At 62.8% G+C, this 21,509-nt stretch carries 20 protein-coding genes; 3 read left to right on the forward strand and 17 right to left on the reverse strand.

Annotated elements, in window-relative coordinates; all coding sequences use genetic code 11:
* Positions 1 to 6 precede the first annotated feature (6 nt).
* From ACZ9GA_RS09110 to ACZ9GA_RS09135, 6 genes are read right to left on the reverse strand one after another with little or no spacing between them, the layout of a single operon-like run.
* The gene (locus ACZ9GA_RS09110; protein ID WP_457362994.1) at positions 7 to 1,584 is read right to left on the reverse strand and encodes a carbamoyltransferase C-terminal domain-containing protein; all 1,578 of its coding nucleotides are present in this window, start codon (positions 1,582 to 1,584) and stop codon (positions 7 to 9) included.
* Between the two features lie 30 nt (positions 1,585 to 1,614).
* The gene (locus ACZ9GA_RS09115) at positions 1,615 to 1,755 is read right to left on the reverse strand and encodes a hypothetical protein (RefSeq protein WP_457362993.1); all 141 of its coding nucleotides are present in this window, start codon (positions 1,753 to 1,755) and stop codon (positions 1,615 to 1,617) included.
* A gap of 7 nt (positions 1,756 to 1,762) precedes the next feature.
* Positions 1,763 to 2,866 carry an SGNH/GDSL hydrolase family protein gene (locus tag ACZ9GA_RS09120; protein ID WP_457362992.1) on the reverse strand — a complete coding sequence of 368 codons (1,104 nt, stop codon included), beginning with the start codon at positions 2,864 to 2,866 and terminating at the stop codon, positions 1,763 to 1,765.
* 16 nt (positions 2,867 to 2,882) lie between these two features.
* The gene (locus tag ACZ9GA_RS09125) at positions 2,883 to 3,056 is read right to left on the reverse strand and encodes a hypothetical protein (protein ID WP_457362991.1); all 174 of its coding nucleotides are present in this window, start codon (positions 3,054 to 3,056) and stop codon (positions 2,883 to 2,885) included.
* Positions 3,057 to 3,094: 38 nt separating this feature from the next.
* Entirely contained in the window at positions 3,095 to 4,933 is a 1,839-nt protein-coding gene (locus ACZ9GA_RS09130; protein WP_457362990.1) for a carbamoyltransferase family protein, read from the reverse strand.
* Between the two features lie 15 nt (positions 4,934 to 4,948).
* The gene (locus ACZ9GA_RS09135) at positions 4,949 to 7,087 is read right to left on the reverse strand and encodes an iron-containing redox enzyme family protein (protein ID WP_457362989.1); all 2,139 of its coding nucleotides are present in this window, start codon (positions 7,085 to 7,087) and stop codon (positions 4,949 to 4,951) included.
* 200 nt (positions 7,088 to 7,287) lie between these two features.
* Here ACZ9GA_RS09135 and ACZ9GA_RS09140 point away from each other — a divergent pair, with 200 nt between their 5' ends.
* Complete coding sequence (locus ACZ9GA_RS09140; protein ID WP_457362988.1) at positions 7,288 to 8,079, forward strand: alpha/beta fold hydrolase; 792 nt, start codon at positions 7,288 to 7,290, stop codon at positions 8,077 to 8,079.
* Positions 8,080 to 8,111: 32 nt separating this feature from the next.
* Here ACZ9GA_RS09140 and ACZ9GA_RS09145 read toward each other — a convergent pair whose 3' ends face one another.
* The 9 genes from ACZ9GA_RS09145 to ACZ9GA_RS09185 form a co-directional block, all read right to left on the reverse strand.
* Entirely contained in the window at positions 8,112 to 8,501 is a 390-nt protein-coding gene (locus ACZ9GA_RS09145; protein ID WP_457362987.1) for a hypothetical protein, read from the reverse strand.
* Between the two features lie 62 nt (positions 8,502 to 8,563).
* A complete protein-coding gene (locus tag ACZ9GA_RS09150) occupies positions 8,564 to 8,761 on the reverse strand; it encodes a hypothetical protein (RefSeq protein ID WP_457362986.1) in 198 nt (65 codons plus the stop codon).
* 48 nt (positions 8,762 to 8,809) lie between these two features.
* Entirely contained in the window at positions 8,810 to 9,214 is a 405-nt protein-coding gene (locus tag ACZ9GA_RS09155; protein WP_457362985.1) for a DUF3592 domain-containing protein, read from the reverse strand.
* Positions 9,215 to 9,509: 295 nt separating this feature from the next.
* Complete coding sequence (locus ACZ9GA_RS09160; RefSeq protein ID WP_457362984.1) at positions 9,510 to 10,394, reverse strand: ABC transporter permease; 885 nt, start codon at positions 10,392 to 10,394, stop codon at positions 9,510 to 9,512.
* On the reverse strand, positions 10,391 to 11,356 hold the full coding sequence (locus tag ACZ9GA_RS09165; protein WP_457362983.1) for an ABC transporter permease: 966 nt from the start codon (positions 11,354 to 11,356) through the stop codon (positions 10,391 to 10,393). The genes ACZ9GA_RS09160 and ACZ9GA_RS09165 overlap by 4 nt, the downstream gene beginning before the upstream one ends.
* Positions 11,357 to 11,422: 66 nt before the next feature.
* Entirely contained in the window at positions 11,423 to 13,087 is a 1,665-nt protein-coding gene (locus ACZ9GA_RS09170; protein ID WP_457362982.1) for a peptide ABC transporter substrate-binding protein, read from the reverse strand.
* Between the two features lie 78 nt (positions 13,088 to 13,165).
* Positions 13,166 to 14,497 (reverse strand): NAD(P)/FAD-dependent oxidoreductase, encoded by a 1,332-nt coding sequence (locus tag ACZ9GA_RS09175; protein ID WP_457362981.1) that lies wholly within the window; start codon positions 14,495 to 14,497, stop codon positions 13,166 to 13,168.
* 35 nt (positions 14,498 to 14,532) lie between these two features.
* Positions 14,533 to 15,015, reverse strand: coding sequence for a MarR family winged helix-turn-helix transcriptional regulator (locus tag ACZ9GA_RS09180; RefSeq protein ID WP_457362980.1), 483 nt, complete (start codon positions 15,013 to 15,015; stop codon positions 14,533 to 14,535).
* 11 nt (positions 15,016 to 15,026) lie between these two features.
* Positions 15,027 to 16,658, reverse strand: a complete 1,632-nt coding sequence (locus tag ACZ9GA_RS09185) for an ABC transporter ATP-binding protein (RefSeq protein ID WP_457362979.1) — start codon at positions 16,656 to 16,658, stop codon at positions 15,027 to 15,029.
* A 418-nt stretch (positions 16,659 to 17,076) separates the two neighbouring features.
* Here ACZ9GA_RS09185 and ACZ9GA_RS09190 point away from each other — a divergent pair, with 418 nt between their 5' ends.
* On the forward strand, positions 17,077 to 17,616 hold the full coding sequence (locus ACZ9GA_RS09190) for a DUF3237 domain-containing protein (protein WP_457362978.1): 540 nt from the start codon (positions 17,077 to 17,079) through the stop codon (positions 17,614 to 17,616).
* A 13-nt stretch (positions 17,617 to 17,629) separates the two neighbouring features.
* Here ACZ9GA_RS09190 and ACZ9GA_RS09195 read toward each other — a convergent pair whose 3' ends face one another.
* Together ACZ9GA_RS09195 and ACZ9GA_RS09200 are read right to left on the reverse strand one after the other, a co-directional pair.
* The gene (locus tag ACZ9GA_RS09195; protein ID WP_457362977.1) at positions 17,630 to 18,859 is read right to left on the reverse strand and encodes an MFS transporter; all 1,230 of its coding nucleotides are present in this window, start codon (positions 18,857 to 18,859) and stop codon (positions 17,630 to 17,632) included.
* 143 nt (positions 18,860 to 19,002) lie between these two features.
* Positions 19,003 to 20,229 (reverse strand): MFS transporter, encoded by a 1,227-nt coding sequence (locus tag ACZ9GA_RS09200; RefSeq protein WP_457362976.1) that lies wholly within the window; start codon positions 20,227 to 20,229, stop codon positions 19,003 to 19,005.
* A 382-nt stretch (positions 20,230 to 20,611) separates the two neighbouring features.
* Here ACZ9GA_RS09200 and ACZ9GA_RS09205 point away from each other — a divergent pair, with 382 nt between their 5' ends.
* Positions 20,612 to 21,508: a LysR family transcriptional regulator gene (locus tag ACZ9GA_RS09205; protein ID WP_457362975.1), complete on the forward strand. Its 897-nt coding sequence runs from the start codon at positions 20,612 to 20,614 to the stop codon at positions 21,506 to 21,508.
* Position 21,509 lies beyond the last annotated feature (1 nt).

The raw sequence follows: 21,509 nt of genomic DNA on the forward strand, positions 1-21,509 counted from the left end.
CCGGGCTTAAACTGTGGGTTTGAAGGTGCAAAAGGTGTCGTTGTAGACGAAGCCGTCCAGCCCATTGGTTTTGCAGTACTGGTACAGGTCGCTAGTGCGGTTGATGAAGCCCGTGCCGTTGAAGTTGAGCGATGTGTTGCACAGCACGCCAGCGCCGAAACGGTCCCGGAAGGCACTGAGCAGGGCGTGGATGCTGGGGTTCTGCTGCGCGTTCACGGTTTGTGCCCGTGCTGTGCCGTCGACGTGGGTGATGGCGCCCAGGTCATGGTTGATGACTTTTTGGAAATACAGCATGTGGGGTGACGGGCCCTGCCAGTCGAAGTGCCGGTGCACCTCTTCTTCCAGGCAAATGGGGGCGACGGGGCGAAAGCCCTCGCGCTTTTTGATGGCGTTGAGGCGGTCGCGTGTTTGCGTCGAAAACGGCTCGGCCAGGATCGATCGATTACCCAACGCGCGTGGCCCGATCTCGCAGTTGCCCTGAGCCCAGCCAATGATGTGTCCGGTACCGATGAATTCAGCCAGTTTCGCAGGATCCAGAGGCTCGCGATGCACATCCGGCATGTGCGGTCGATCATCGACGAACGCCTGGCCGCAATACACATCCCAGCTGACCTTGGCCTTACCGGTGAGGCGGCGCATGGCATCTACGGCCGTGCCGATGGCAGAGCCGGTGTCGTTGGTGCACGGTGGCACGAAGACGTCATCGAACAGGCCACAGTCTTTCCACATGGTGTTCCAGTCGCAGTTCAAACCACAGCCACCCACCACCAGAAGAGGGTGCTTGCCCTGAGTCAGGTGTTGCTTGGCGTACTGGTAGAAGCGATCGAACAAGGCGTCCGAGAAACGCTTTGCCATGCGGGTGAAGTCAGGGTGTTCCAGCCCAATGTTGTAGTACGGCGAGTCCTTCAGGTCGTCTTTGGCCAGGCTCAGCAGAATGCTGTCGCGGTCCAGCAGGAAGTCGGTGAGTTCACGCTCCTGGGCCGTCATATCGCCGGACGCACCGTAGGAACACAGCGCCATTAATTTGCCCGGGTCCTCGAAGCGCAGCTTGCCCTTGGGCAGGGTGAACGTCGGGTCTGCCAGTGCATAGAGGAAGCCATATTTATTGCCCGGGGTCTTCATCACCGACCCCAGGTGCTGCACCCGGAGGTGCTCGTCGATGAAGTAAAAGTCACCCAATGCGCCTTCCCAGACCAACACATAGCATGGGCGACCTTGCTCATAAGGCGACAGGCCATAGGCGCACCAAATGTGCGAGCTTTCATGGCTGGAACTGAAGTATTGGACTTGCTTGCCAAACAGGTTGCGCGCTTCAACCAAGGCTTGTTCATCTGCTATGCCGTAGTAGCCGGCACCAATCGAGGCGCCCTCATCCAACGAGTTTTTACCCCAGCCGCTGATCGCGACCACGTCAGGCACCTGGTCCATCAAACCGGCCGCTTCGACGAACTGATGGGGATTGAAGGCTTCGTAGCGCGGGAAACTGTCTTTCTCGGCTTCAAACGACCACAGCAACTTTTGCTGGTCAGTGTCGATCAGGGCCACGGCACCATCGTGCCCGGGTTTCATGGAAAAAATTTGCATGGGGTCTTCCTTGGCGAATGAGGGTTGGCGTCAGCGCAGTGGATAGATCGAGTTGGGTTTTTTCGTCTTGCGTTTGAACAGGCGGCTGAGGACCTGCTTGAACGTGCCAAGAAAACCTTTGGACGCTGGCTTGCCGGCCGGTGGAAGGCCGCGGGCTCGTTTGTTTGTCATGCTGGGCTCACTGGGTAGTCAAGTGGTGGTGGATAAGCCGGGCGGCTTCGTCATAGCCGGCGTCGTTAAAGTGCACGCGGTCGACGAAGACCGTCTGTGACAGCAGGGGTGAATGCCGGTACATCAGGTTCATGTCGAAAAAGTCGATGCCCAGTCGCCGGCATTCCTGCTCGATTGCCGACGCAAACGGCGCGTGGTTTTCGGGACGCAGGATCTGGCTGAATAACCGCCAGAAGTTGTTCGGGCAACTGTCGATTGCATGGAACACCGCTTCTTCGTCCTCGGTCAGAAAGTCGCGGGTCCAATAGGCCATGGGCTGCAGTACGAAGGTCAGGCGCGCGTTGAACGGGGCAAGTAATTGCTGCCATTGCTTGAGGGCGTTGCTCACGACCCAGGCCGCCCGTTCAAGCCGCTGCGCATTGTCGGTGGCGCTGTCATCGAGGATTTTGTCTGCCGGGTTTGCCTGATTGACCTGGCCGTCCAGGTAGTGCTTGAACCGGCTTAACCACCCGACGCGTTTATCCAGGTGGGAGGCGTAAGTGTTGGTGCGCCTCTTCAGGTCGTCGTTGTACTTGCCCATGTAATGGTCGTACTCGTACGAGTAGTAATAGCGCCCATGCTCGGTGGCCAATTCGTCCGGCAGGCCTTCCAGGGTGAGGGTGTTCATGCCGCTGAACACCACCACGTTTTGGATGGCCTGAAAGCGATGTTGGTGCATCAGGAACATCACCACTTCTTGCACCGCGTTGTAGCCGCGCCCGCCGAAGTTGATCCAGGGTGCGCCGCTGTGGGCCGACAGGCGCGAGGCTACGGTCCAGTCATCAGTGGATGCGCCGGTGCCCAGGGTGGTCGAGCCGCCCACCAGAATATTCACCGGTGCGTCGACCGGCATTTGGGCGACACTCACCTGGGTATCGCGGTAGCGACTCAGGCGAAAGCCAAAGGCGTCAGTATTGATCACCTCCGAGCGATAGTTGGGATGATGGAAGAACATGGTGTAGGGCAACCAGCGCACACCCAGGTACATGAATTCATCGTATTCACGGATCTGTGGGGTCAACCGATAGACTTCCTGCACCGCAGCTTCGTGGGAAAGGGCAGCTGTTGGCATGGCGTACCTGTACGGGTCAAAGGGGTGGGCGTTTAGCCGTCGAGGCCAGGTTGAAGTAGCTGGGCAGTGACTGCTTGCGCTTCAATTGCAATGGGTCGACGAAGATCGACAGCGCAAGCCCCACCGGTAGCAGGGCGATAAACAACAGTGCCAGCACTGGCACGAGCAGATAGTTGAACAAGGTCGGCATGGTGAGCAGGTCCGGTCAGTGGGCGGGTGGTCGAGTGATCAATCCAGTTCGAATTCGGTGCGCCAATCCCCGTCGCCTTGCAGCGCCGGTTGCTGGTCTTTTTCCATCACATAGCGGCCGATGACCAAGTCGTCCATGTGCGTGCGCATGAAGCACAGATAGGCGCTTTGCGGTGTTTCGACGATGGGCTCGCCGCGCACGTTGAACGATGTGTTAATCAGCACCGGGCAGCCGGTGATGGCGTGGAAGCGTTGCAGCAGTGCGTGGAAGGCGCTGTTTGAATGTTGGTTGACGGTTTGCACGCGAGCCGAATAGTCGACATGGGTTACCGCAGGGATGTGCGAGCGCACCACCTTGAGTTTTTCGATGCCCTGCAGCGGCTTGTCGATCACCGGCGTCAAACTCACCGCGGCGCTGATCGGCACCACAAACAGCATGTACGGGCTGCTGCCGTTCAAGTCGAACCACGTGGCGGCGTGTTCTTCCAGCACGGCCGGGGCGAACGGGCGAAATGATTCGCGGTTCTTGATCTTGAGGTTCATCACACTTTGCATATTCGGGTTGCGCGGGTCACCGATGATCGACCGCGAGCCCAGTGAGCGCGGGCCAAACTCCATCTTGCCCTGGAACCAGCCGATCACCCGGCCGGCGGCGAGTTTTTCGGCGACGATCTGGCTGCGTTCTTCATCGCTGAGTTTTCGGTAGACGGCACCGCAGGCATCCAATGCTGCTTCGACCTGATCATCGTTGTAGCAACTGCCGAGCAACGAGCCGGCCATGCGGTCTGCCACCTGGCTAGGACGTACCGCCTGCCGGCGTTCGTACCAGCCGGTGTAGGCGGCCCCCAAGGCCCCGCCGCTGTCGCCGGCGGCAGGTTGCACCCAGATCGACTCGAAGATACCCGACTCCAGCAATTTGCCATTGGCGACGCAATTGAGTGCCACGCCGCCGGCCATGCACAAATGGCGGGCGCCGGTTTGCGCCTTGATGGTCTGGGCCAGCTTGAGAATAACGCCTTCCAGCACCTGCTGTACCGAGGCCGCCAGGTCAAACTCGCGCTGGGTAATCCGGCTTTCGGGTTCGCGACGAGGGCCACCGAATAGCTGGGCAAATTTGTCGCTGACCATGCAATCGCCGACGGCGTAATCGAAGTACGACATATCGAGCCAGAAGCTGCCGTCGTCTTTTACGTCGATCAAATGGTCGAGAATGGTTTTCGCGTAGACCGGGTTGCCGTAGGGGGCCAGGCCCATCAGTTTGTATTCGCCTGAGTCGACCTTGAACCCGCAGAAATAGGTAAAGGCCGAGTACAACAGGCCCAGCGAATGGGGAAAGCGGATGTCCCACAGCGGCTTCAGGTCCTTGCCAGTGCCCCACCAAGCGGACGTGGTGGCCCATTCGCCGACGCCGTCGATACACAGCACCGCCGCTTCGTCGTAGGGGCTGGCGTAGAACGCCGAGGCCGCATGGGACTGGTGATGGTCGATATAACTGATGGCAGGGCAGTGCCCGTCCGCGGTACGGCAGCTGGCAAACTCACGCTTCAAGGTACGCTTGACGTGGACTTTTTCAGTCAGCCAGGTGGGTATTTCACTCAGGAACGAGCCCATGCCCTTGATGCCGAAATTCAGATACGTCGCGCCGATGCGGCTGAGTTTCTTGTAAGGGTTTTCGTAGTAATAAATATGGTTGACCTGGGAAAGCGTGATACCTGCTTGCTCCAGGCAGAAGTCGATCGCATTGCGCGGGAATCGAGCATCTTGTTTCTTGCGGCTGAATCGCTCTTCCTGAGCGGCCGCGACAATGTGTCCATCGCCCAACAGCGCTGCGGCGCTGTCATGATAATAGGCGGAAATGCCAAGTACATAGCAAGTCACGTATGCGTCCTCGATTCAGCGAGATAAGGTTGGGGAAGGGTAAGGGGTGTTGCGTGCCCACCAGCTCTTCAGGTTCTTGTGCGGGGCGCGCAAGGCGCGATAGCCGATCCAGATGCGTTGCCACAATGCCTGGGCGCTTTCTGGCAAGTGTGCGCATTCGTCCATAAAGCCTTCGATTGCCTGCAGCGCCATGGCCGAATGGCCAGTGGCAACGTTGTCGATAGTGTTGTGCAGATCGACGAAGTGCGTGGGGAATCCGTAGTGACGCAGTTCGTCGCGCGCCTGGCGGTACGCGCCGCCCACCCCCGACATTTCCATGGCCAGGTTCAGCCCCAGGGTTTCCGGCAGAAAGTGACGTGGGAACAGCGATAGCGACAACCAGAACGTCGGCACGTCAAAATCGTCATCATCGAAACCTTCCCAGTCTACGAAGGCTTGTTGTTCGAAGTCCGGCAACTCGACGCCCATCGCCGTCATCAACTGACGATAAATGTTCGCGTGGTTCTGACGGATGTCGCCGTTGCCGATTTCATCCGAATAAATCTGGTAAAGCAGCGAGCCGGTGGGGCTGTCCAGCAGCCCAGGGGCGCACCAGTGTTGAAGCCAGGCACCATCGACGAAAATCATCGGGCACAGTGATACGGCTTCATCGATGACCTGTTCCCTCGACTTTTCGATGTCGCGCTGGCGCGTGTAAGCCTCCACCTGCCCGAGCGCCTTGGCGTCATACCAGGCGCGCAGTTGCTCGACGTCGTAAACAGGCAGTGGCAGGGTGGCGTCCTCAGGCATGGCATTGGCGCGGGTCTGGGCTAGCCAGCGTACCGCGAAAGCGCGTGCTTGCAGGCGCGCGTCCGGGAAGCGCTCGATATTGATCAACTGGTGGTACAGCGTGCGCGCGCGGATGCGTCGCGGCAGGCGCAAGGGCTCACTTATCTGCTGGCCAGGGTCGCCGGGGGACGCTGGCGCGACGTCCTCGACTACGGGTACTGTCGCAGGCGCGTGTTCGGCGAGATCATCGATCCAGTTGCGGATCACCACCAGGTCGGCGTCGTTGAAAATGCGAAACATTGGGCCTTTGAAGCTGATCAGTTCGTTGATCAACCGGCTGCGCTCAGGCTGGCCGGGCACTACCCAGCGCGAACGCCCCAAGGCGTCGACAAACCGCGCGGGGTTGCTGCGCATCAACTCGTCGAACGCCAGGCCATCGATTTTCATGTTGGCGTGATAACCCTGGGCATACTTGGCCTTGTGCCGAACCAGCCGGATCATCTGTTGCCGCGACCCTGTCCGTCCTTGTGCGACCCAGTGCTGCAGGCCTTCAAGCCATTGCTGCATGATCGCCAAGCTCAGGTTGAAACCGGCTTCAATTTCCCGGCAGGCGTCGATCAGGGGGGCGTCTGGGCTACTCAGGAAATGCGCGATGGCGTCGGCGATGACTGTGTCAAGGCGCTGCGCTTGCAGCCACTGCATCTGCTGCAAATAAGCCGTGCAGCTCAGCGCGCGGACGAGATGCGGCAGTGGGTAGACCGTTTCAAACAGCGCGGCGCCGAGCAGTTTTGCCATGTGCTTTTCAGGTCGGCTCGCCAGGCTCAGGCGCAGCTCCGTGAGGGTCCAGGCATCCGGCAGCAGGCGTGGGTCGCGCGCTGCTCGGGGTGACGAAATCGCCGGCAAATAAATGCCCTGGTGCTCAAGAAATTGGCGATACACGCGATTGGGGTTGCGGTCCAGCCGCGCCTCACCAACCTGGGAACTGTGCATGCGATGCAGCAGGCAAGACAGCGGCAGGTGTGAACGGCAGGCGCTCGAGGCACTATGCAATAGGCTGCCGTGGGCCAGCCCCTGCGGCGCATATTGACGGGCAATGAAGTCCTCGGGGCCTGTGCACGGCAGATACAGGCATGAGTCAAGGCTTGCAGCGCTGGCGCGTTCGAGGAGTGTGCTGGCGATGTGCTGGGGCGATGTAGTGTTGAGCGCGCCTGGGTCGAGCTGCAACCGGGCAGGGGCGCCAGCGAAGCGTTGTTCAATCAACGCCAGGCAGGCATCGGCGTGCTCGTGCAATGAGGGGTTGAGTTCTGCATTTAACAACATATCAACCGAGTAGCGCGGCATCTTCTGCGCTCCACTGCGAGTGCCAACGTCAGTCGGAACGTCCATGTGAATGTCCTGAAAAAGTGCGCCTGCCCTGGCGCTTACTATTGTCTTTCAATCGCTTAGCCGGTGTTGGCACTCCGGCTCGCCGCGGAATCTAGTGAGTTCGGGAATACCTCGCAACCTATCTGATCTGAGAGGTAGTAGAGGTGTTCGGGAGCGTGTTAACTAAGGGGTTGCTCAACGTTAGACATAAGGAAAACACCATGAACACTGGCGAACAGACCCCGGTCATTTTTATCAATGGCCTGATTGGAACCTTGAAATCGCAACTGAACGAGCAAGCGTATTCAGGGCGGCCAATGGCAGCCCCCGACCTGCTTGGCTATGGCTGTGAAGCTGCGCGCCAGGCGGGAGTTATCGATATTGCAACGCAGGTCGAGCACCTTGAGCAAAAAATCGCGCAGCAATTTGGTGAGCGTAAAGTACACCTGGTCGGCCATTCCGTTGGTGGGGTGGTGGCGTATCTGTTTGCCTTGCGCTACCCGGAGCGGGTGCTCGGGGTGGTCAGCGTGGAGGGTAATTTCAGTCTCAAGGATGCGTTCTGGTCTTCGTCGGTGGCGCGTGCTCCCGCCCATGAGGTTGTCGACATGCTGGCCGGCTATCGCGCGCAGCCGGACACCTGGCTCACCAAGGCCGGGCTTGCGCCCGAGGCGCCATTGCTTGAGCGCGCACAGGTATGGCTGGCGCACCAACCGGCGGATACGTTGCAGGCGATGGCCAAGTCCGTGGTGGCGATTACCGGTGCGCCAGACTATCCAGAGCAATTGCAGCGACTGTTTGAGGGCACGCCGGTGCACCTGCTGGCAGGGGGGCGCTCGGTCGCCGGTTGGGACATCCCGGGCTGGGCGCGTTCTGCCAGCCACGGCCTGACCCTGCTGGCCGATAGAGGCCATCTGATGATGCTGGAGGACCCAGCCGGTTTCGCTCAATGTCTGGCCGCGATCCTCGTACAGCTTGACCATCAGACGGCACGGACCTGGGGTAGCGGGCTGTAACAACAAGTGCGTGGGTAGCGGGCGTGTGGTGATCAACAGTCGTCACCGCGAGGCGAGCGTTGCGAGATCGAAATTTCGACGCCTCTGCTCAACCGCATGGGCGGGCTCAAGCTGGTCGACGCCATTGACGAACAGGCTGAAGCGTTCGCCCGCCAGGAGCCGGACAACTGCGGGAAACCGTGCGGCGCCATTGTGCAGGATGAGCTTTCTGGGCGGGCCAGGTTGTTGGTGCCGTAGGCGCGTGCCAGCAGCTGGTGCTTGAACGAGGCTTCCAGCGACGCACGACCGGAGGTGTAGAGCACCATCTCATCGGGCGCCAGTTGTCGCAGTTGCGCGCCCATTTCCTGATACGCCTGCTCGTCCATTTTGCTGGGTTTCAGGATGAACGTTAAAATGCCTGTTTTGAAATTCTGCCGTTGCAAGCCATAGGTCCTGCACGCCTTGGCGCTACCCGTATGGGCTCAGGCCAAAATCAGCCCCGACCTTACCGGTCCCCAGCGTAGATCAACCAAGCGATAATCCCCACAAACGGCGCCAGCATCACCAGGCTCCCGACGACCAACGCCCAGCCCCAGGCAAAGCCGCTTTCCCCCTTGAAACGCCCGCCGCTGAGCAGTTTGAGCACGTAAACGCCAAGGCGATGAGCCAATAGGTTGATCAGCACGTCAAAGATGAGGTCCATGGTGTTCCCTGCCAGCCTGTCGTTATCCTCAATGGTGCGCCTGCCCGTTCAACGAAACAGCGCCGCCAGGTTTTCCACCCACTCGGCAAGCTTCCCTTTTACATACTCAAGCGGCGCCACGCGTGGACCAATGCAACACACTTCGGGATCGGCCTTGGCGTGCCAGACCTCGATAGTGTCGCCACGGTTGTATCGGCTGATGGCCGCCATCAGTTTGGTCTGCGAATTGCGGTCCAGCGTCTCGTTCCAGGTTTTGTGAAACCGTTGCCCGTTGGCGGTATAGCTGAAGGTCAGCAAAGGCTGACCGCCGATACCGGGTTTGCCTTCAACGTAGGTGACACGGCCTTCTACCGTTGAGCCTTCTGTCATGCGCAGTACTTTGATCGTTCGCCATGCTGACCATAGAGTGCCAGCGATGGCAGCGAACACTTTAAACAAGACGAGAAATGACATCGGATGAGCAGTCCCTGCTTGCTACTGAGTGCAGAGGATTATCCAGCGCCATTCTGCCAATGGCCAGCGTAGCCGCTGCCGATAGGCTGCGCTGGCCCTGAGCCTCGCTGGAGATCTCCAGTGGGCGCACTGGCCAGCGCAGCCTGGCGGCAGCGGCTACAAGATTTGCACCGCCGCGGTATATCTGATGCATCGCGTCTTTCCGTGTCAACCGCGTCGTCTGCATCGCGGCCAAGGCCGGCTCCTACCCCGGACGGCGTAGGAGCCTACTTTAGTGCCAAGACAGTTGCCTCGTTCAACGCGACCCACTGCGCACATCCAGCGCATCACGCAGCCCATCGCCGATAAAGTTGAAGCTGGTCACCGCCAGCGCAATCGCCACCCCGGGTATCAGCGCCAGCCAAGGCGCCTGCAGCAAGTACTGCTGCGCCCCGTTGAGCAGGTTGCCCCAACTGGGCAGCGGCGGCTGAATGCCGTAGCCCAGGTAGCTGACGTAGGCTTCCAGCAAAATCGCCCGGCCCACGGTGAGGGTGGCGGCGACGATGATCGGGCCCATGGCGTTGGGCAGCAGCTCGCTGAACATCAGCGTCGAGTTGCGCAGGCCCAGGGTGCGGGCGGCCTGGATGTAGTCCTGTTCGCGCAGTGAGCGCACCTGGGCTTCCACCACCCGGGCCACTTCCATCCAGCTGGTGAGGGCGATGATCAGGGTAATCATCAGCGCCGAAGGGTGGGTGAAGGCGGCCAGCACCAGCAACAGGAAAATCGCCGGGAACGCCAGGAACGCATCCACCACGCGCATCAGCACCGCGCCGACGCGGCCGCCGTAGAAGCCGGCGACGATGCCCACTGCCGCGCCCACCAGGGTGCTCAGCAGCATCGAGCACAAGCCCACCAGCAACGAGATGCGCCCGGCCATCAGCAGCCGGGCGGCCAGGTCGCGGCCCAGCGGGTCGGTGCCCAGCAGGTGCGGGCCGGAGAACGGTGCGGCGAAGCGGGCGCGCAGGTCGATGGTCAGTTCGGTGTAGGGCAGCAGGGGTGGGCCGAGGAAGCAGGCGGCGGTGAGCAGTAGCAGAATGACGCTGCCGGTGACGGCCAGGCGGTTGCGGCAGAAACGCTGCACGCCACGGTGGCGCCACCAGCGAAGGCGGCCGGGCAGCGGTGCGAGGGCAAGGTTGGTCATGCGCGGGCCTCCTGGGTCAGGCGAATACGAGGGTCGACAAGGGCCGTCAGCACGTCGGCGAACAGGTTGCCCAGCAAGGTCAGGATGGCCGAGAGCATCAGCAGGCCCATGATCACCGGGTAGTCGCTATAGCCCAGGCTGTCGAGGAACAGGCGGCCGATGCCGGGCCAGGTGAACACGGTTTCGGTGACCAGGGCGCCGCCCAGCAGCGTTGGCACTTGCATGCCGGCCAGGCTGATCATCGGCAGCAGGGCGTTGCCCATGATGTGCCGCAGCAGCACCCGGCGTGGCGCCAGGCCCTTGGCACGGGCGGTGCGCACGAAGTCCTGGTTGACCACCTCAAGGGTGGCGCTGCGCATGTACGGGCTCCACACCGAGACGTTCACCAGTGCCAGCACCAGGCACGGCATGATCAGGTGCAGGCAATAGTCGCCCACGCTCTCGCTGCCGATGGTGAACATGTTGCCCGAGGGCAGCCAGCCCAGCTTCACCGAGAACAGGTAGATGGCCACCAGGCCGAACCAGAACGTGGGGATCGACATGGCCACCATGGCGCCCACCGAGGCAAAGAAGTCGAACGCCGAGCCACGCTTGAGCGCGCTGCGCACGCCGATGAAGGTGCCGATGATCATCGACAGCAGGGTCGAGCTGCCCATCAACAGCAAGGTGGCGAACAGGTGCTGGCCGATGATGCTCAGCACTGGCTGGTTGTCACGGTAGGAGTGGCCCCAGTCACCGCGCAGCAGGCGGCCGAGCCAGTCCAGGTATTGCACCGGCAGGGGGCGGTTGAGGCCCATCTGATCGGCGATGCGCGCCAGGGTTTCCTGGGTCATGCCGGGGGTCAGGGCGTAGTGCGACAGCGGGCCGCCCGGGGCCAGGGTCAGCACGGCAAAGCCTACCGCCGACACGATCAGCAGCAGCACCAGGCTTTGCCGCAAACGGCTCAACAGAAATTGCAGCATGGGCGTGTCTCCAAGGCAATGGATGGCGTGCCAGGACGGCACGCCGGCAAAACGCCAAGCGAGGATTTAGCTCCAGCGCCAGTCGCCGATGTTCCAGGTGTCGATGCGCACATTGATGTTGGGCACAAAGTTGTTGACCCCGGCCTTGTAGCCGCGCACTTCGGTGAACGGGAACAGCGGTAAAAACGGCAGGTCGCGGCGCACCACTTCCTGCAGCTTGAAGTAGGTGGCGCGGCGGGTTTCGGGATCGAATTGCGCGCCGCCTTCGGCCAGCAGCTTATCCACCTCGGCGCTCTGGTATTGCCAGGTGTTCTGCCCGGCGCCGCCCTTGGCCGGTATCGAGGTGGATTTGAAATAGTCGGAGGTGTCGGGGTCGGCGGCGGTCAGGTAGTTGAGGGCGACGATCACCGAGTCGAATTTCGACATCATCCAGTAGTCGCCCCACATCACCGCGGGCGGCAGGTTGGCGATGCTCATTTCCACGCCCACTTCCTTGAACGACTGCTGCAAAAACTGCTGCATCTGCTCGCGCAGGTGGTTGCCGGCGGTAGTGGAATTGGTGAACGCCAGGCGCACGCCGTCCTTGGCGCGGATGCCGTCGGCGCCTTTCTTCCAGCCGGCCGCCTCCAGCGTGGCGTTGGCCTTGGCCACGTTGTACTCATGCTTGGGCAGGTTGGGGTTGTGGTAGTAGGACTGCAGCGGCACGTAGGTCTCGGTGGGCGAGGGCAGGCCGTAATACAGGGCATCCAGGATGGTGGCCTTGTCCACGGCCAGGTACAGCGCCTCGCGCACCGCCAGTTCCTTGAACTGCGGCTTGGCCAGGTTGAAGCTGAAGCTCTCGACAGTGGAATCGTCGAAGCTCACCACGGTCTTGCCCGGCAGTTTCTTCGACTCGCCGTAGTGCTCAAGCGAGATACCCTGCAAGCCGACCACATCGATGTCGCCGGTGCTGAACTGGGTGTACATCACGGTCATGTCGGGCACGTATTTGAAGATCATCTTTTCCAGGTAAGGCCCGGGGCCAAAGTACTGCTTGTTGGCGCTCAACTCGATGAAGTCGCCGGCCACCCGACGCTCCCACTTGAACGGCCCAGTGCCGATGGGCGCGTTGTTGAAAGGCGCGTTGTTCTTGTCGGCCACGGGGCCCAGCAGGTGCTCGGGGACAATGAAGGTGTCGCACAAGATGGCGGCGTACGGTGCGAAGGGCTTGTCCATGCGCCAGGTCAGCTCGGTGGGCGACACCACGGTGAGGTCGCGCACCAGCTCGTGGCCGGTGCGCCGCCAGCTGCGGAACGCCGGGTCTACCAGCAGCTGCAAGGTGAACTTGACGTCGTTGGCGGTGAAGGGCTTGCCGTCGTGCCAGGTCACGTCGTCGCGCAGCTTCACCCGCCAGTGCAGGCCGTCGCCGGAGATGCCGCCATTGGCCTGGGTGGGCACTTCCACCGCCAGCGACGGTTCGAAGGTGCCCTTGTCGGTGATGCGGTACAGCGAATCGAACAGGCCGAACTGCACGCCGTCATCGACTTCGATGTGCAGCAGGTGCGGGTTGAACACCGTGGGCTCCTGGGAGAAGCCGATGATCATCTGCTTGTTCAGGGTCTTGTCGGCGGCCAAGGCGGCGGTGGCGCCGAACAGGCCGCCGAGGGTGCAGCCGGCGCCGGCCCATCCCAGCAGGGTCAGGGCCTGGCGGCGGGTGGGGTTGAGGAGGGTGCCTGGGGTCTTTTCAGTCATTGCTCTATTCCGTGCAAAAGGGTGGGGCAGTACTGGAAAAGGGCGGAGCACGTTATTGTTGGTGTGGTGTTCAAGGGCTCAGAAGCCGCTGATGACTTCTATTTTCGAGCCATCGCTGAAGCGCGAGAAACGGAACGGCGCGGGGTCGACGATGGGTGTGCTGCCGGTGACCAGGTCAGCCATCAGCCGCCCGGCCGCCGGGCCGATGCCGAAGCCGTGGCCGGAAAACCCGGTGGCGATGTGAAAGCCGGGCAGGCTGTCGACCGCCGAAATCACCGGCACCGCGTCGGGCGTGGCATCGATGTAACCGGCCCAGCGCTGCGCCACCTGCGCCTGGCGGAACACCGGGAAGGCGTCGGCCAGCCGGGTCAGGGCCGCGTCCGACAGCGCGCGTGACGGCTTGGGGTCCAGCACCCGGGCATATTCGAAGGGGCTGGCTTCGTCCAAGGCCCAGCGCCGTGCCATGCGTGCCTCGACAAAAAAGCGATCGGCCAGGCGCAGGCTCAGCGAGCGCCATTCCTTGCTCAGCGCCGGGACGAAATCCTTGGCGAAACGGAATGAATCGGGCACCACATCGACAATGTTCTCGTGCCCGTTGGCCACGGTGTAACCGCCGTCCTGGCGCTGGCGCACGGCAAAATCCTTGCTCCAGATAGCCTGCGTAGGGCCGCCGTGCAGGGGCTGGGTGCGCAGTACCGAGTTCATCACCTTGAGCTGTGGCAGGCGCAGGTCATTGTTGGCGCAGAACAGGCTGGACCAGGCACCCCCGGCCAGCACCACGGCGTTGCAGCGGATGCTGCCGCGTTCGGTGACCACGCCGCTGACGCGCCCGGCGAAGGTTTCAATGCCGCGCACCGCGCACTCGACGAACACCTTGGCGCCCTGATCGCGCGCGGCTTCGGCAATCGCCGGGGCGGCCTTCTGCGGCTCGGCGCGGCCATCGGCGGCGGTGTACAGCGCGCCCTCCAGGCGCATGTTCTGCATCGGCAGCAATGCCTTGAACTGGTGAGAGGAGAGCATCCGCGACTCCAGGCCGTAGCCCGCCAGGTGACGGTTCCAGCGCTCATGGTTGGCGTATTCGGTTTCGTCGGCGCAGGTGAAAATGATGCCTGCGCGGCGGTAGCCGGTGTCGCGCCCCAGGCGCTGGTCCAGGCCTTTCCAAATGTCCAGGGCATGGGCCATCAACGGCACTTCGCGCGGGTCGCGGCGCGAAATGCGCACCCAGCCCCAGTTGCGGCTGGACTGTTCATGGCCGATGCCGCCTTTCTCGCACAACGCCACGCGCACGCCGCGCTCGGCCAGTTCCAGCGCGGTGGAGGCGCCGATGATGCCGCCACCGATCACCACCACATCCACTTCATCGGGCAGGTCGTGGTCGCCGTGCACGGGTACTACATAAGGGCCGGGCATTCAGTTGGTCTCCTCAAGCGGGCATTGGGACGGCGTCACGGGGCAACGCCGGTGATACGCCGGTAAACCTTTTGCAGCAGGCGCATGGCCTGCGCATGCTCGGCATCGTCGAGCACGTGGAAGAAGGCGCGGGACTGGCGGGTGACAATGGTGGTCACGGTGGCCGCCAGTTCACGGCCGCGGTCGGTGATGTACAGCTCCTGGGCGCGGTGGTCATGGGCCGAAGTCTGCCGGGTCAGTAGGCCCTGCGCGGCCATGGTTTCGACGATGCGGCCCATGGCGGCGCGGTCCTTGAACAGCATGCGCGCCAGCACCGAGGGGCGGATGCCGGGGTGGTCGTTGACCAGCAGCAGGGTGCTGATCTTGCCCGTGCCCTGGGCCACTTCCAGGCCCTTGAGCTGGTCGTCGAGGTCCTGGGACACGGCGATGCTCAGGCTGCGAATGAAGAAACTGAGCAGGTGGCCCAGGGCGCCCAAATCGACGTGTGCCACCTGGGTGGCGGGCAGCGGCGCGGTCATGGCAGTGCTCCTCAATGGGCCCAGTCGCTGCGCGGCACAGCCGCCAGCAAGCGTTGGGTATAGGGATGCGCAGGGTGGTTGAAGACCTGATGCGGCGCGCCGGTCTCGACAATTGCGCCCTGGTGGATTACCGCCACCTCATCGCAGATGCGGCTGGCGATGCGCAGGTCGTGGGTGATGAAAATCATCGCCACCCCGGTTTCCCGCTGCACCGTGGCCAGCAGTTCGATGATCTGCGCCTGGATCGACACGTCCAGCGCCGATACCGCTTCATCGGCGATCAGCACCATGGGGTCGAACATCAGGGCACGGGCAATGCCGATGCGCTGGCGCTGGCCGCCGGAAAACTCGTGGGGGTAGCGCTCGAAGGCGCTGGCGTCCAGGCCCACCAGCTTGAGCAGTTTCAGTGCCTTGGTGCGGGCTTTTTCATAGGCCACGCCGTGGGCGTGGGGGCCGATGGTGAGGATCTTGCCGATGCTGTGGCGCGGGTTGAGCGAGGCGAAGGGGTCCTGGAAGATCATCTGGATGTAGCGCCGCAGCGGCCGGAACGCCGCTTGCGACAAGCTGCAGATGTCATGGCCGTCGAAGTGGATGCTGCCGCTGTCGCTGGGCATAAGTTTCATCAGCAGCCGGCCCAGGGACGACTTGCCCGAGCCCGACTCGCCGACAATGCCCAGTGTGCGGCCTTCGCGCAGCTCGAAGCTGACCTTGTTCACCGCCTGGACGGTGCGGCCCTTGGTGAAGAAACGGCCGGGGGTGACGTAGGTCTTGCACAGCTCGCGCACGCTGAGCACCACCGGGGCCTGGCGGGCATTCTCGCGGTTGTGCCGGGCCATGCGCGGCACGGCCGCCAGCAGTTTGCGCGTGTAGGGGTGCTGCGGGATGTGCAGCACCTGCTCGACGGGGCCCTGTTCCACCACGCGGCCTTTTTCCATCACCACCACGCGGTCGGCAATCTCCGCCACCACGCCAAAGTCGTGAGTGATGAACATCACGCCCATGCCTTTGCGCCGCTGTAGGGCGCGGATCATGTCCAGGATCTGCGCCTGGGTGGTCACGTCGAGGGCAGTGGTGGGCTCGTCGGCAATCAGCAATTGCGGGTCCAGCGCCAGGGCCATGGCGATTATCACCCGCTGGCGCTGGCCGCCGGACAGTCGGAAGGGGTACTGGTGGCGCAACTGCGCGGGGTCGGGTAGGCCCACTTCGGTCAGTAGCGCGAGTGTCCGGCGCTGCTGCTCCTGTGGGTCGTTGACGCCGTGGGCGGCCAGGGTTTCCATCAGTTGTTCGGCCACGGTCATCAGCGGGTTCAGGGCCGACAGCGGGTCCTGGAAAATGATCGACAGCGCTTGCCCGCGCAAGCCGCGCAGGGTGGGTTCGTCACAGGCCAGCAGGTTGCGGCCGTTGAACAGTATCTGCCCGTGGGTAACGGCGATGGAGGCGGGCAGCAGGCCCATCAGGGTGTTGGCGGTCACCGATTTGCCGGAGCCTGATTCACCGATGATGCACAGGATCTCGCCAGCGTTGAGGTCGAAGCTGACGTGCTCCACGGCGTGGGCACGTTCCATGCCGGCGGGCAACCTGACCGTCAGTGCCTGCACCGACAGCAAGGGGGGCGCGCTGGGGACAGCGGGGGCACGATCCATATTCCGGGTTCCCTGCGTGAGCGAGGGCAGAAAGTTGAAAAGTGACGCGGGGCACAAGCGTCGTCTGAGCGACCTTGGCTTTTACAATTAGTACCGATAGTGGATAAACACAACTATTTTTTGCGTTTTTATTAAGCCAGCGCCGGCCCTGTAGCCGCTGCCGCCAGGCTGCGCAGGCCCGCGTGAGCCCTGAAAATCTCCAGCGAGGCATGGCCCCAGCGCAGCCTGGCGGCAGCGGCTACAGGGCTGCGTCGATCACAAGGCCGGCTCCTACCACGGACAGCGTAGGAGCCGGCCTTGGCCGCGATGCTGACGCCACGGTTCCAAGACCGCCGCGGCTCCGCAGGCCTATTGCATCTCGATCGTCAAAATAGTTAATGTTGTTATTCAATATAACAACAACGGACTGCCCGCCATCATGAACCTTCGCAAACAGCTCCCCCTCCTGGCACTCACCGCCAGCGCCTGTTTGGCGCAAGCCGCCACTTACGACCCGCCCCCTCTGAAGCTGGAGCCCCTGGCGCGCTTCAGCGTTGATCTGGTGGCCCCCATCTGGGAATTGGGGGCCACCAGCGGCCAAGGCAAGCGGCGCATCATCCCCATCACCGGGGGGCACTTCGAAGGTCCGCGGCTCAAAGGCACTATTCTCGACAACGGCGCGGACTGGCAGGTGGTGACCCCTGACGGCGTGGCGATCATCGACACCCGTTACCTGTTGCAGACCGACGATGGCGCCTTGATCTATCTGCGCACCGAGGGGTACCGTTTCGGCCCCGCCGAGGTGATGAAGAAGGTCGCTGCGGGGGAGGACGTCGACCCTGGCTTGTACCAGTTCCGCATCACCCTGAAGTTCGAGACCGCCGCACCTCGCTACGCCTGGCTCAACCACACCGTGGGGGTGGGCAGTGCCATGCGCCTTGGCAATGCGGTGGTCTATGACGCGTTTGAAGTGAAGTAGGTCGTTATGCTTGTTAATTAGCGGGTTGGCCGGGCTCGCTTGCCTGAGTCGAGATCGAGACGGTCGCGCGCACTTTCGCAAACCACCAGGTCGCGAATGCCCCCAGGATGATCGTCAACACGGCCAACATTAGGATGACTGCCCGGGTGCCCAAAGGCACCGCCAGCAACGCCACCAGTAACCCTGCCAGTGGCTGGGACAGGTTGTTCAGCAGCGTGATCACGCCGACGGTCTTGCCAAAGTCCTGCGGCGGTATCACCCGCTGGCGGATAGAGCGCATGTAGACGTTGAACATCTTGTCGAAACCGACGATCAGCACAAACCCCAGCACATAGCCGCCCACGCTCGGGCTCAATGCGCTGATCACGCCCCCGATGGCGATCATTGAATAGCCGAGCCCGCCGAGCAACCGCAGGGGCAGCACAACCCGCGCCAGCACAAACAGGATCGCGATCGTCGCCACCGCGCCCGCCGCCTGCAACGCCGCATAGCTGTCCTTGCCCGCGCCGTACTGCCCGACCACCATGGCCGCCGACGTCGCCAGGGTGACACCGACGATCAGGTTGACGCCTGCCGCCAGGGTGATGATCTTCTTCAGCTCCGGCAGGGTGCGGATATGACCCGAGGCAATTCGCACCGGTTGCAGCCAGATGTCCTGATGCTGCTCGAAAACCTCCAACGTGATACGGCTAAGACGCTGCCACGCCACCATGCACAGGTCTGCCAGCAGGAACAGCCCTGCAATCAGCAGCACCACCCAATGCCAGGCCCAAACCTGCAGCAACAACGCGGCCACCAGCGGCCCGAGCACCAGCCCGGTCTGGTCAGCGATTTGGGAATAGGACAACGTCTGGGTGTAGCTGTAGTGCTGAAAAACCTTTGGCATCAGCACTTCACGGGCCATGACCCCTTGCGTGGTCAGCACCCCGCACAGCGCCGACAGCGCCACCAACCAGGCGATTCCGCCCAGGCTTGCGTACAGCACCATCGCCAGCACACACGATAAAGCCCGGACCAACTGACTGATGTGCAGCACCTTGATGGGCGGGTACTTATCGCATAGGGCGCCGCACACCGGGAAGGCGAGGAATCGCGGCAGGGACTCGGCGAAAAAGGCGAGGCCGGCCCATGAGGCGCTTTGGGTGGTCTGGAACACCACCAGCGGGACGATGAACAGCAGGATCTGGTCGGCCAGCCTGGAGAGGAACAGCGAGGTGAAGAAGGCGAGGTAATCCTTACGCATACGACGTCCTTGCGCTTGTGATCGCGCATCATACCGTAGCCGCTGCCGCCAGGCTGCGCTGGCCCTGTGCCCCGCTGGAAATCCCGGGGGGGGCACAGCGGCCAGCGCAGCCTGGCGGCAGCGGCTACCGTGCCTGGCAGGCTTCAGCCAGGCTGGCCCACCAAGCTATTGCTCACATTGCGCCCCAACACCAGCACCGTCACAAAACCACAACCCACCAGCGCCGTAGCCAGGCTCAGCAGCGCCGAAGTGCCCAACTGATCGACGATCTGCCCGCCGAAGAACGACCCCAGCGCAATGATCACCTGGAACATGGCCACGAACAGCGGCATGCCGCGTTCGACATCCTTGGGCGCTACCACGAACATCCAGATGCTGGCGCAGGCCGGGAACGCGCCGAAGGCGAAACCCCACAGTGCGATCAGCATCGCCGCGCCGGTCATGCCGGTGGCGAAGTGCGGGAACAGGGCGGTGCTGACGGCGATCATCAGCGCCACCAGCAGCAGGGTGTAACGCACGCTGCGGTTGGCGGCGAAGCCGGCGAACACGTTACCCACCACACCGGCCGCGCCGTACAGCAGCAGCAACGAGCCAATGGTGGGGCCGTCGAAGCCGGCGCTTTGCTTGAAGAACGGGGCGACGTAGGTGTAGGCGGCAAAGTGCGCCAGGCCAATCAGCAGCACCGCGATCAAGCCGATACGGGCTTGCGGGTTGATGAACAGGGCGGGCAAGTCACTGACGCGAATGGCTTTCTCGGGGGTGAGGCGCGGCAGCAAAAACATCTGCGCCAGCAGCACCGGCACGCCCACCAGAGCAGTGATCAGGAAGGTCATGCGCCAGCCCATCAGGCCGCTGAGCCAGGTGCCCACGGGCACGCCCAGCACCGTGGCCAGGGTGACGCCCACCATGATGATCGACGTGGCCTGCGCCACGCCCACACCCTTGGGCGCCAGGCGCCCGCTAAGGGCAATGGCCGTGGCCCAGAAACCGCCAATGCTGATGCCCAGCAGTACGCGCCCGAACAGCAGCAGGCTGAAGTCGCTGGCGTAGGCCACCACGCCGTTGGCGATGATCATGATCAGCGTCAGGCCGATCAGCAGGTAGCGCCGGTCCATGGCGCCAATGCCCACCGACAACAACGGGGCGGCGAGGGCGGCCATGATACCGGGCAGGGTCACCATCAGCCCGGCGTGGCCGGCGCTGATGCCCAGGTCGCTGGCGACATCGTTGAGTACGCCCACGGGCAGGAATTCACTGGTCACCAGGGCGAAAGCGCCCACGGCGACCGAGAGGATAGCCAGCCATTGTTGGCTGACGCTCTGTTGGTCATGTTCGGGGAGGCCATGAGGGGCCTGGCGGGTGCTTGGCATCGTGCTGGGTTCCAGAGGGGATGTCGCCTGCTGTAGGCGAGGGGAGGGGTGATTGGCGGCGATTATAGGGGCCGATGTCGGCAAACCGACAGGCGGCTCGTTCGATAGTTATCATTAACGTGGTCGATAACACGTTGTGTGGCGGGGCTTGGTGAGCCGTGTGTTGGCAACGCGTAGCAGCGCCTGGCTTGAAAGCGCGTCGTCTGCATCGCGACTAAAGTCGGCTCCTACGCGGTCCGAGGTAGGAGCAGGCCTTGGCCGCGATGCAGGCGACGCGATCGACGCGCTACACACCCTCCCGTAGCAAGCCGCCGCAGGCAGCAGCTACAGTGGTGCCCATTGACGTTCTGTAAGGCGGGCGAGCGTGGACAGGTTTCTGGAAATGAAAGTGCTGTTGGCCGTGGTGGAGGCCGAGAGCTTCGCCGCAGGCGCTCGGGTGGTGGGTATGTCGCCGCCCAGCGTGACGCGCGTGATCGCCGGGCTTGAGGCGCGACTGGGCACGCTGTTGCTGGCACGCAGTACCCGCAGCCTGCGCCTGACCGAGGCCGGGCGGCGCTATGTGGAGGACTGCAAGCGCATCCTGCTGGAGCTGGAGGAGGCCGAGGAATTGGCCGCCGGCGGCACCCTGCGCGCCCGGGGCAACCTGACGGTCACCGCGCCGGTGATGTTCGGCGAGTCGTTTCTGATGCCGCTGATCACCGACTACCTGGACCGGCACCCGCAGGTCACCATCAACGCCGTGCTGGTGGATCGCCTGGTCAACCTGGTGGAAGAGGGCGTCGACGTGGCCGTGCGCATCGGCACCTTGTCGGACAGCAGTCTGCAGGCCGTGCAGGTGGGCAGCATCCGCCCGGTGGTGTGCGCCGCGCCGGGTTTTCTGGACCGCGTCGGCCGGCCCACGCAGCCCGAAGAGGTCATGGCCCTGCCGGTGGTGATGTCTTCGGCCAGCAACCTGCTCACCGAGTGGCATTTCCAGCGCCAGGGGCAGGCGGTGGTCCTGCACCCGCAACCGCGCCTGCTGGTGAGTTCCAACCAGGCAGCCATCAATGCGGCGCGGTTGGGCTGGGGGTTGACGCGGGTGCTGTCCTACCAGGCGGCGCAGTGGGTGGAGAAGGGCGAGCTTGAGGTGGTGCTGGAGGCGTTTCAGACCCCGGCGTTCCCGGTGAACATACTGTACCAGGCAGACCGGCAGGTGCTGGCCAAGGTACGCACCTTCGTCGATCATTGCGCCAGCCGCTTCCTCGCCGATACGGCGTTGCAAGCCGCAGCGCTGGGCTGAT

This window comes from Pseudomonas sp. TE3644 (genome assembly GCF_056278815.1).

Coding starts and splice junctions, on each gene's coding strand:
- ACZ9GA_RS09110 (WP_457362994.1), bottom strand. CDS start 1,584: ATGCAAATTTTTTCCATGAAACCCGGGCACGATGGTGCCGTGGCCCTG.
- ACZ9GA_RS09115 (WP_457362993.1), bottom strand. CDS start 1,755: ATGACAAACAAACGAGCCCGCGGCCTTCCACCGGCCGGCAAGCCAGCG.
- ACZ9GA_RS09120 (WP_457362992.1), bottom strand. CDS start 2,866: ATGCCAACAGCTGCCCTTTCCCACGAAGCTGCGGTGCAGGAAGTCTAT.
- ACZ9GA_RS09125 (WP_457362991.1), bottom strand. CDS start 3,056: ATGCCGACCTTGTTCAACTATCTGCTCGTGCCAGTGCTGGCACTGTTG.
- ACZ9GA_RS09135 (WP_457362989.1), bottom strand. CDS start 7,087: ATGGACGTTCCGACTGACGTTGGCACTCGCAGTGGAGCGCAGAAGATG.
- ACZ9GA_RS09140 (WP_457362988.1), top strand. CDS start 7,288: ATGAACACTGGCGAACAGACCCCGGTCATTTTTATCAATGGCCTGATT.
- ACZ9GA_RS09150 (WP_457362986.1), bottom strand. CDS start 8,761: ATGGACCTCATCTTTGACGTGCTGATCAACCTATTGGCTCATCGCCTT.
- ACZ9GA_RS09155 (WP_457362985.1), bottom strand. CDS start 9,214: ATGTCATTTCTCGTCTTGTTTAAAGTGTTCGCTGCCATCGCTGGCACT.
- ACZ9GA_RS09160 (WP_457362984.1), bottom strand. CDS start 10,394: ATGACCAACCTTGCCCTCGCACCGCTGCCCGGCCGCCTTCGCTGGTGG.
- ACZ9GA_RS09165 (WP_457362983.1), bottom strand. CDS start 11,356: ATGCTGCAATTTCTGTTGAGCCGTTTGCGGCAAAGCCTGGTGCTGCTG.
- ACZ9GA_RS09170 (WP_457362982.1), bottom strand. CDS start 13,087: ATGACTGAAAAGACCCCAGGCACCCTCCTCAACCCCACCCGCCGCCAG.
- ACZ9GA_RS09175 (WP_457362981.1), bottom strand. CDS start 14,497: ATGCCCGGCCCTTATGTAGTACCCGTGCACGGCGACCACGACCTGCCC.
- ACZ9GA_RS09180 (WP_457362980.1), bottom strand. CDS start 15,015: ATGACCGCGCCGCTGCCCGCCACCCAGGTGGCACACGTCGATTTGGGC.
- ACZ9GA_RS09185 (WP_457362979.1), bottom strand. CDS start 16,658: ATGGATCGTGCCCCCGCTGTCCCCAGCGCGCCCCCCTTGCTGTCGGTG.
- ACZ9GA_RS09190 (WP_457362978.1), top strand. CDS start 17,077: ATGAACCTTCGCAAACAGCTCCCCCTCCTGGCACTCACCGCCAGCGCC.
- ACZ9GA_RS09195 (WP_457362977.1), bottom strand. CDS start 18,859: ATGCGTAAGGATTACCTCGCCTTCTTCACCTCGCTGTTCCTCTCCAGG.
- ACZ9GA_RS09200 (WP_457362976.1), bottom strand. CDS start 20,229: ATGCCAAGCACCCGCCAGGCCCCTCATGGCCTCCCCGAACATGACCAA.
- ACZ9GA_RS09205 (WP_457362975.1), top strand. CDS start 20,612: ATGAAAGTGCTGTTGGCCGTGGTGGAGGCCGAGAGCTTCGCCGCAGGC.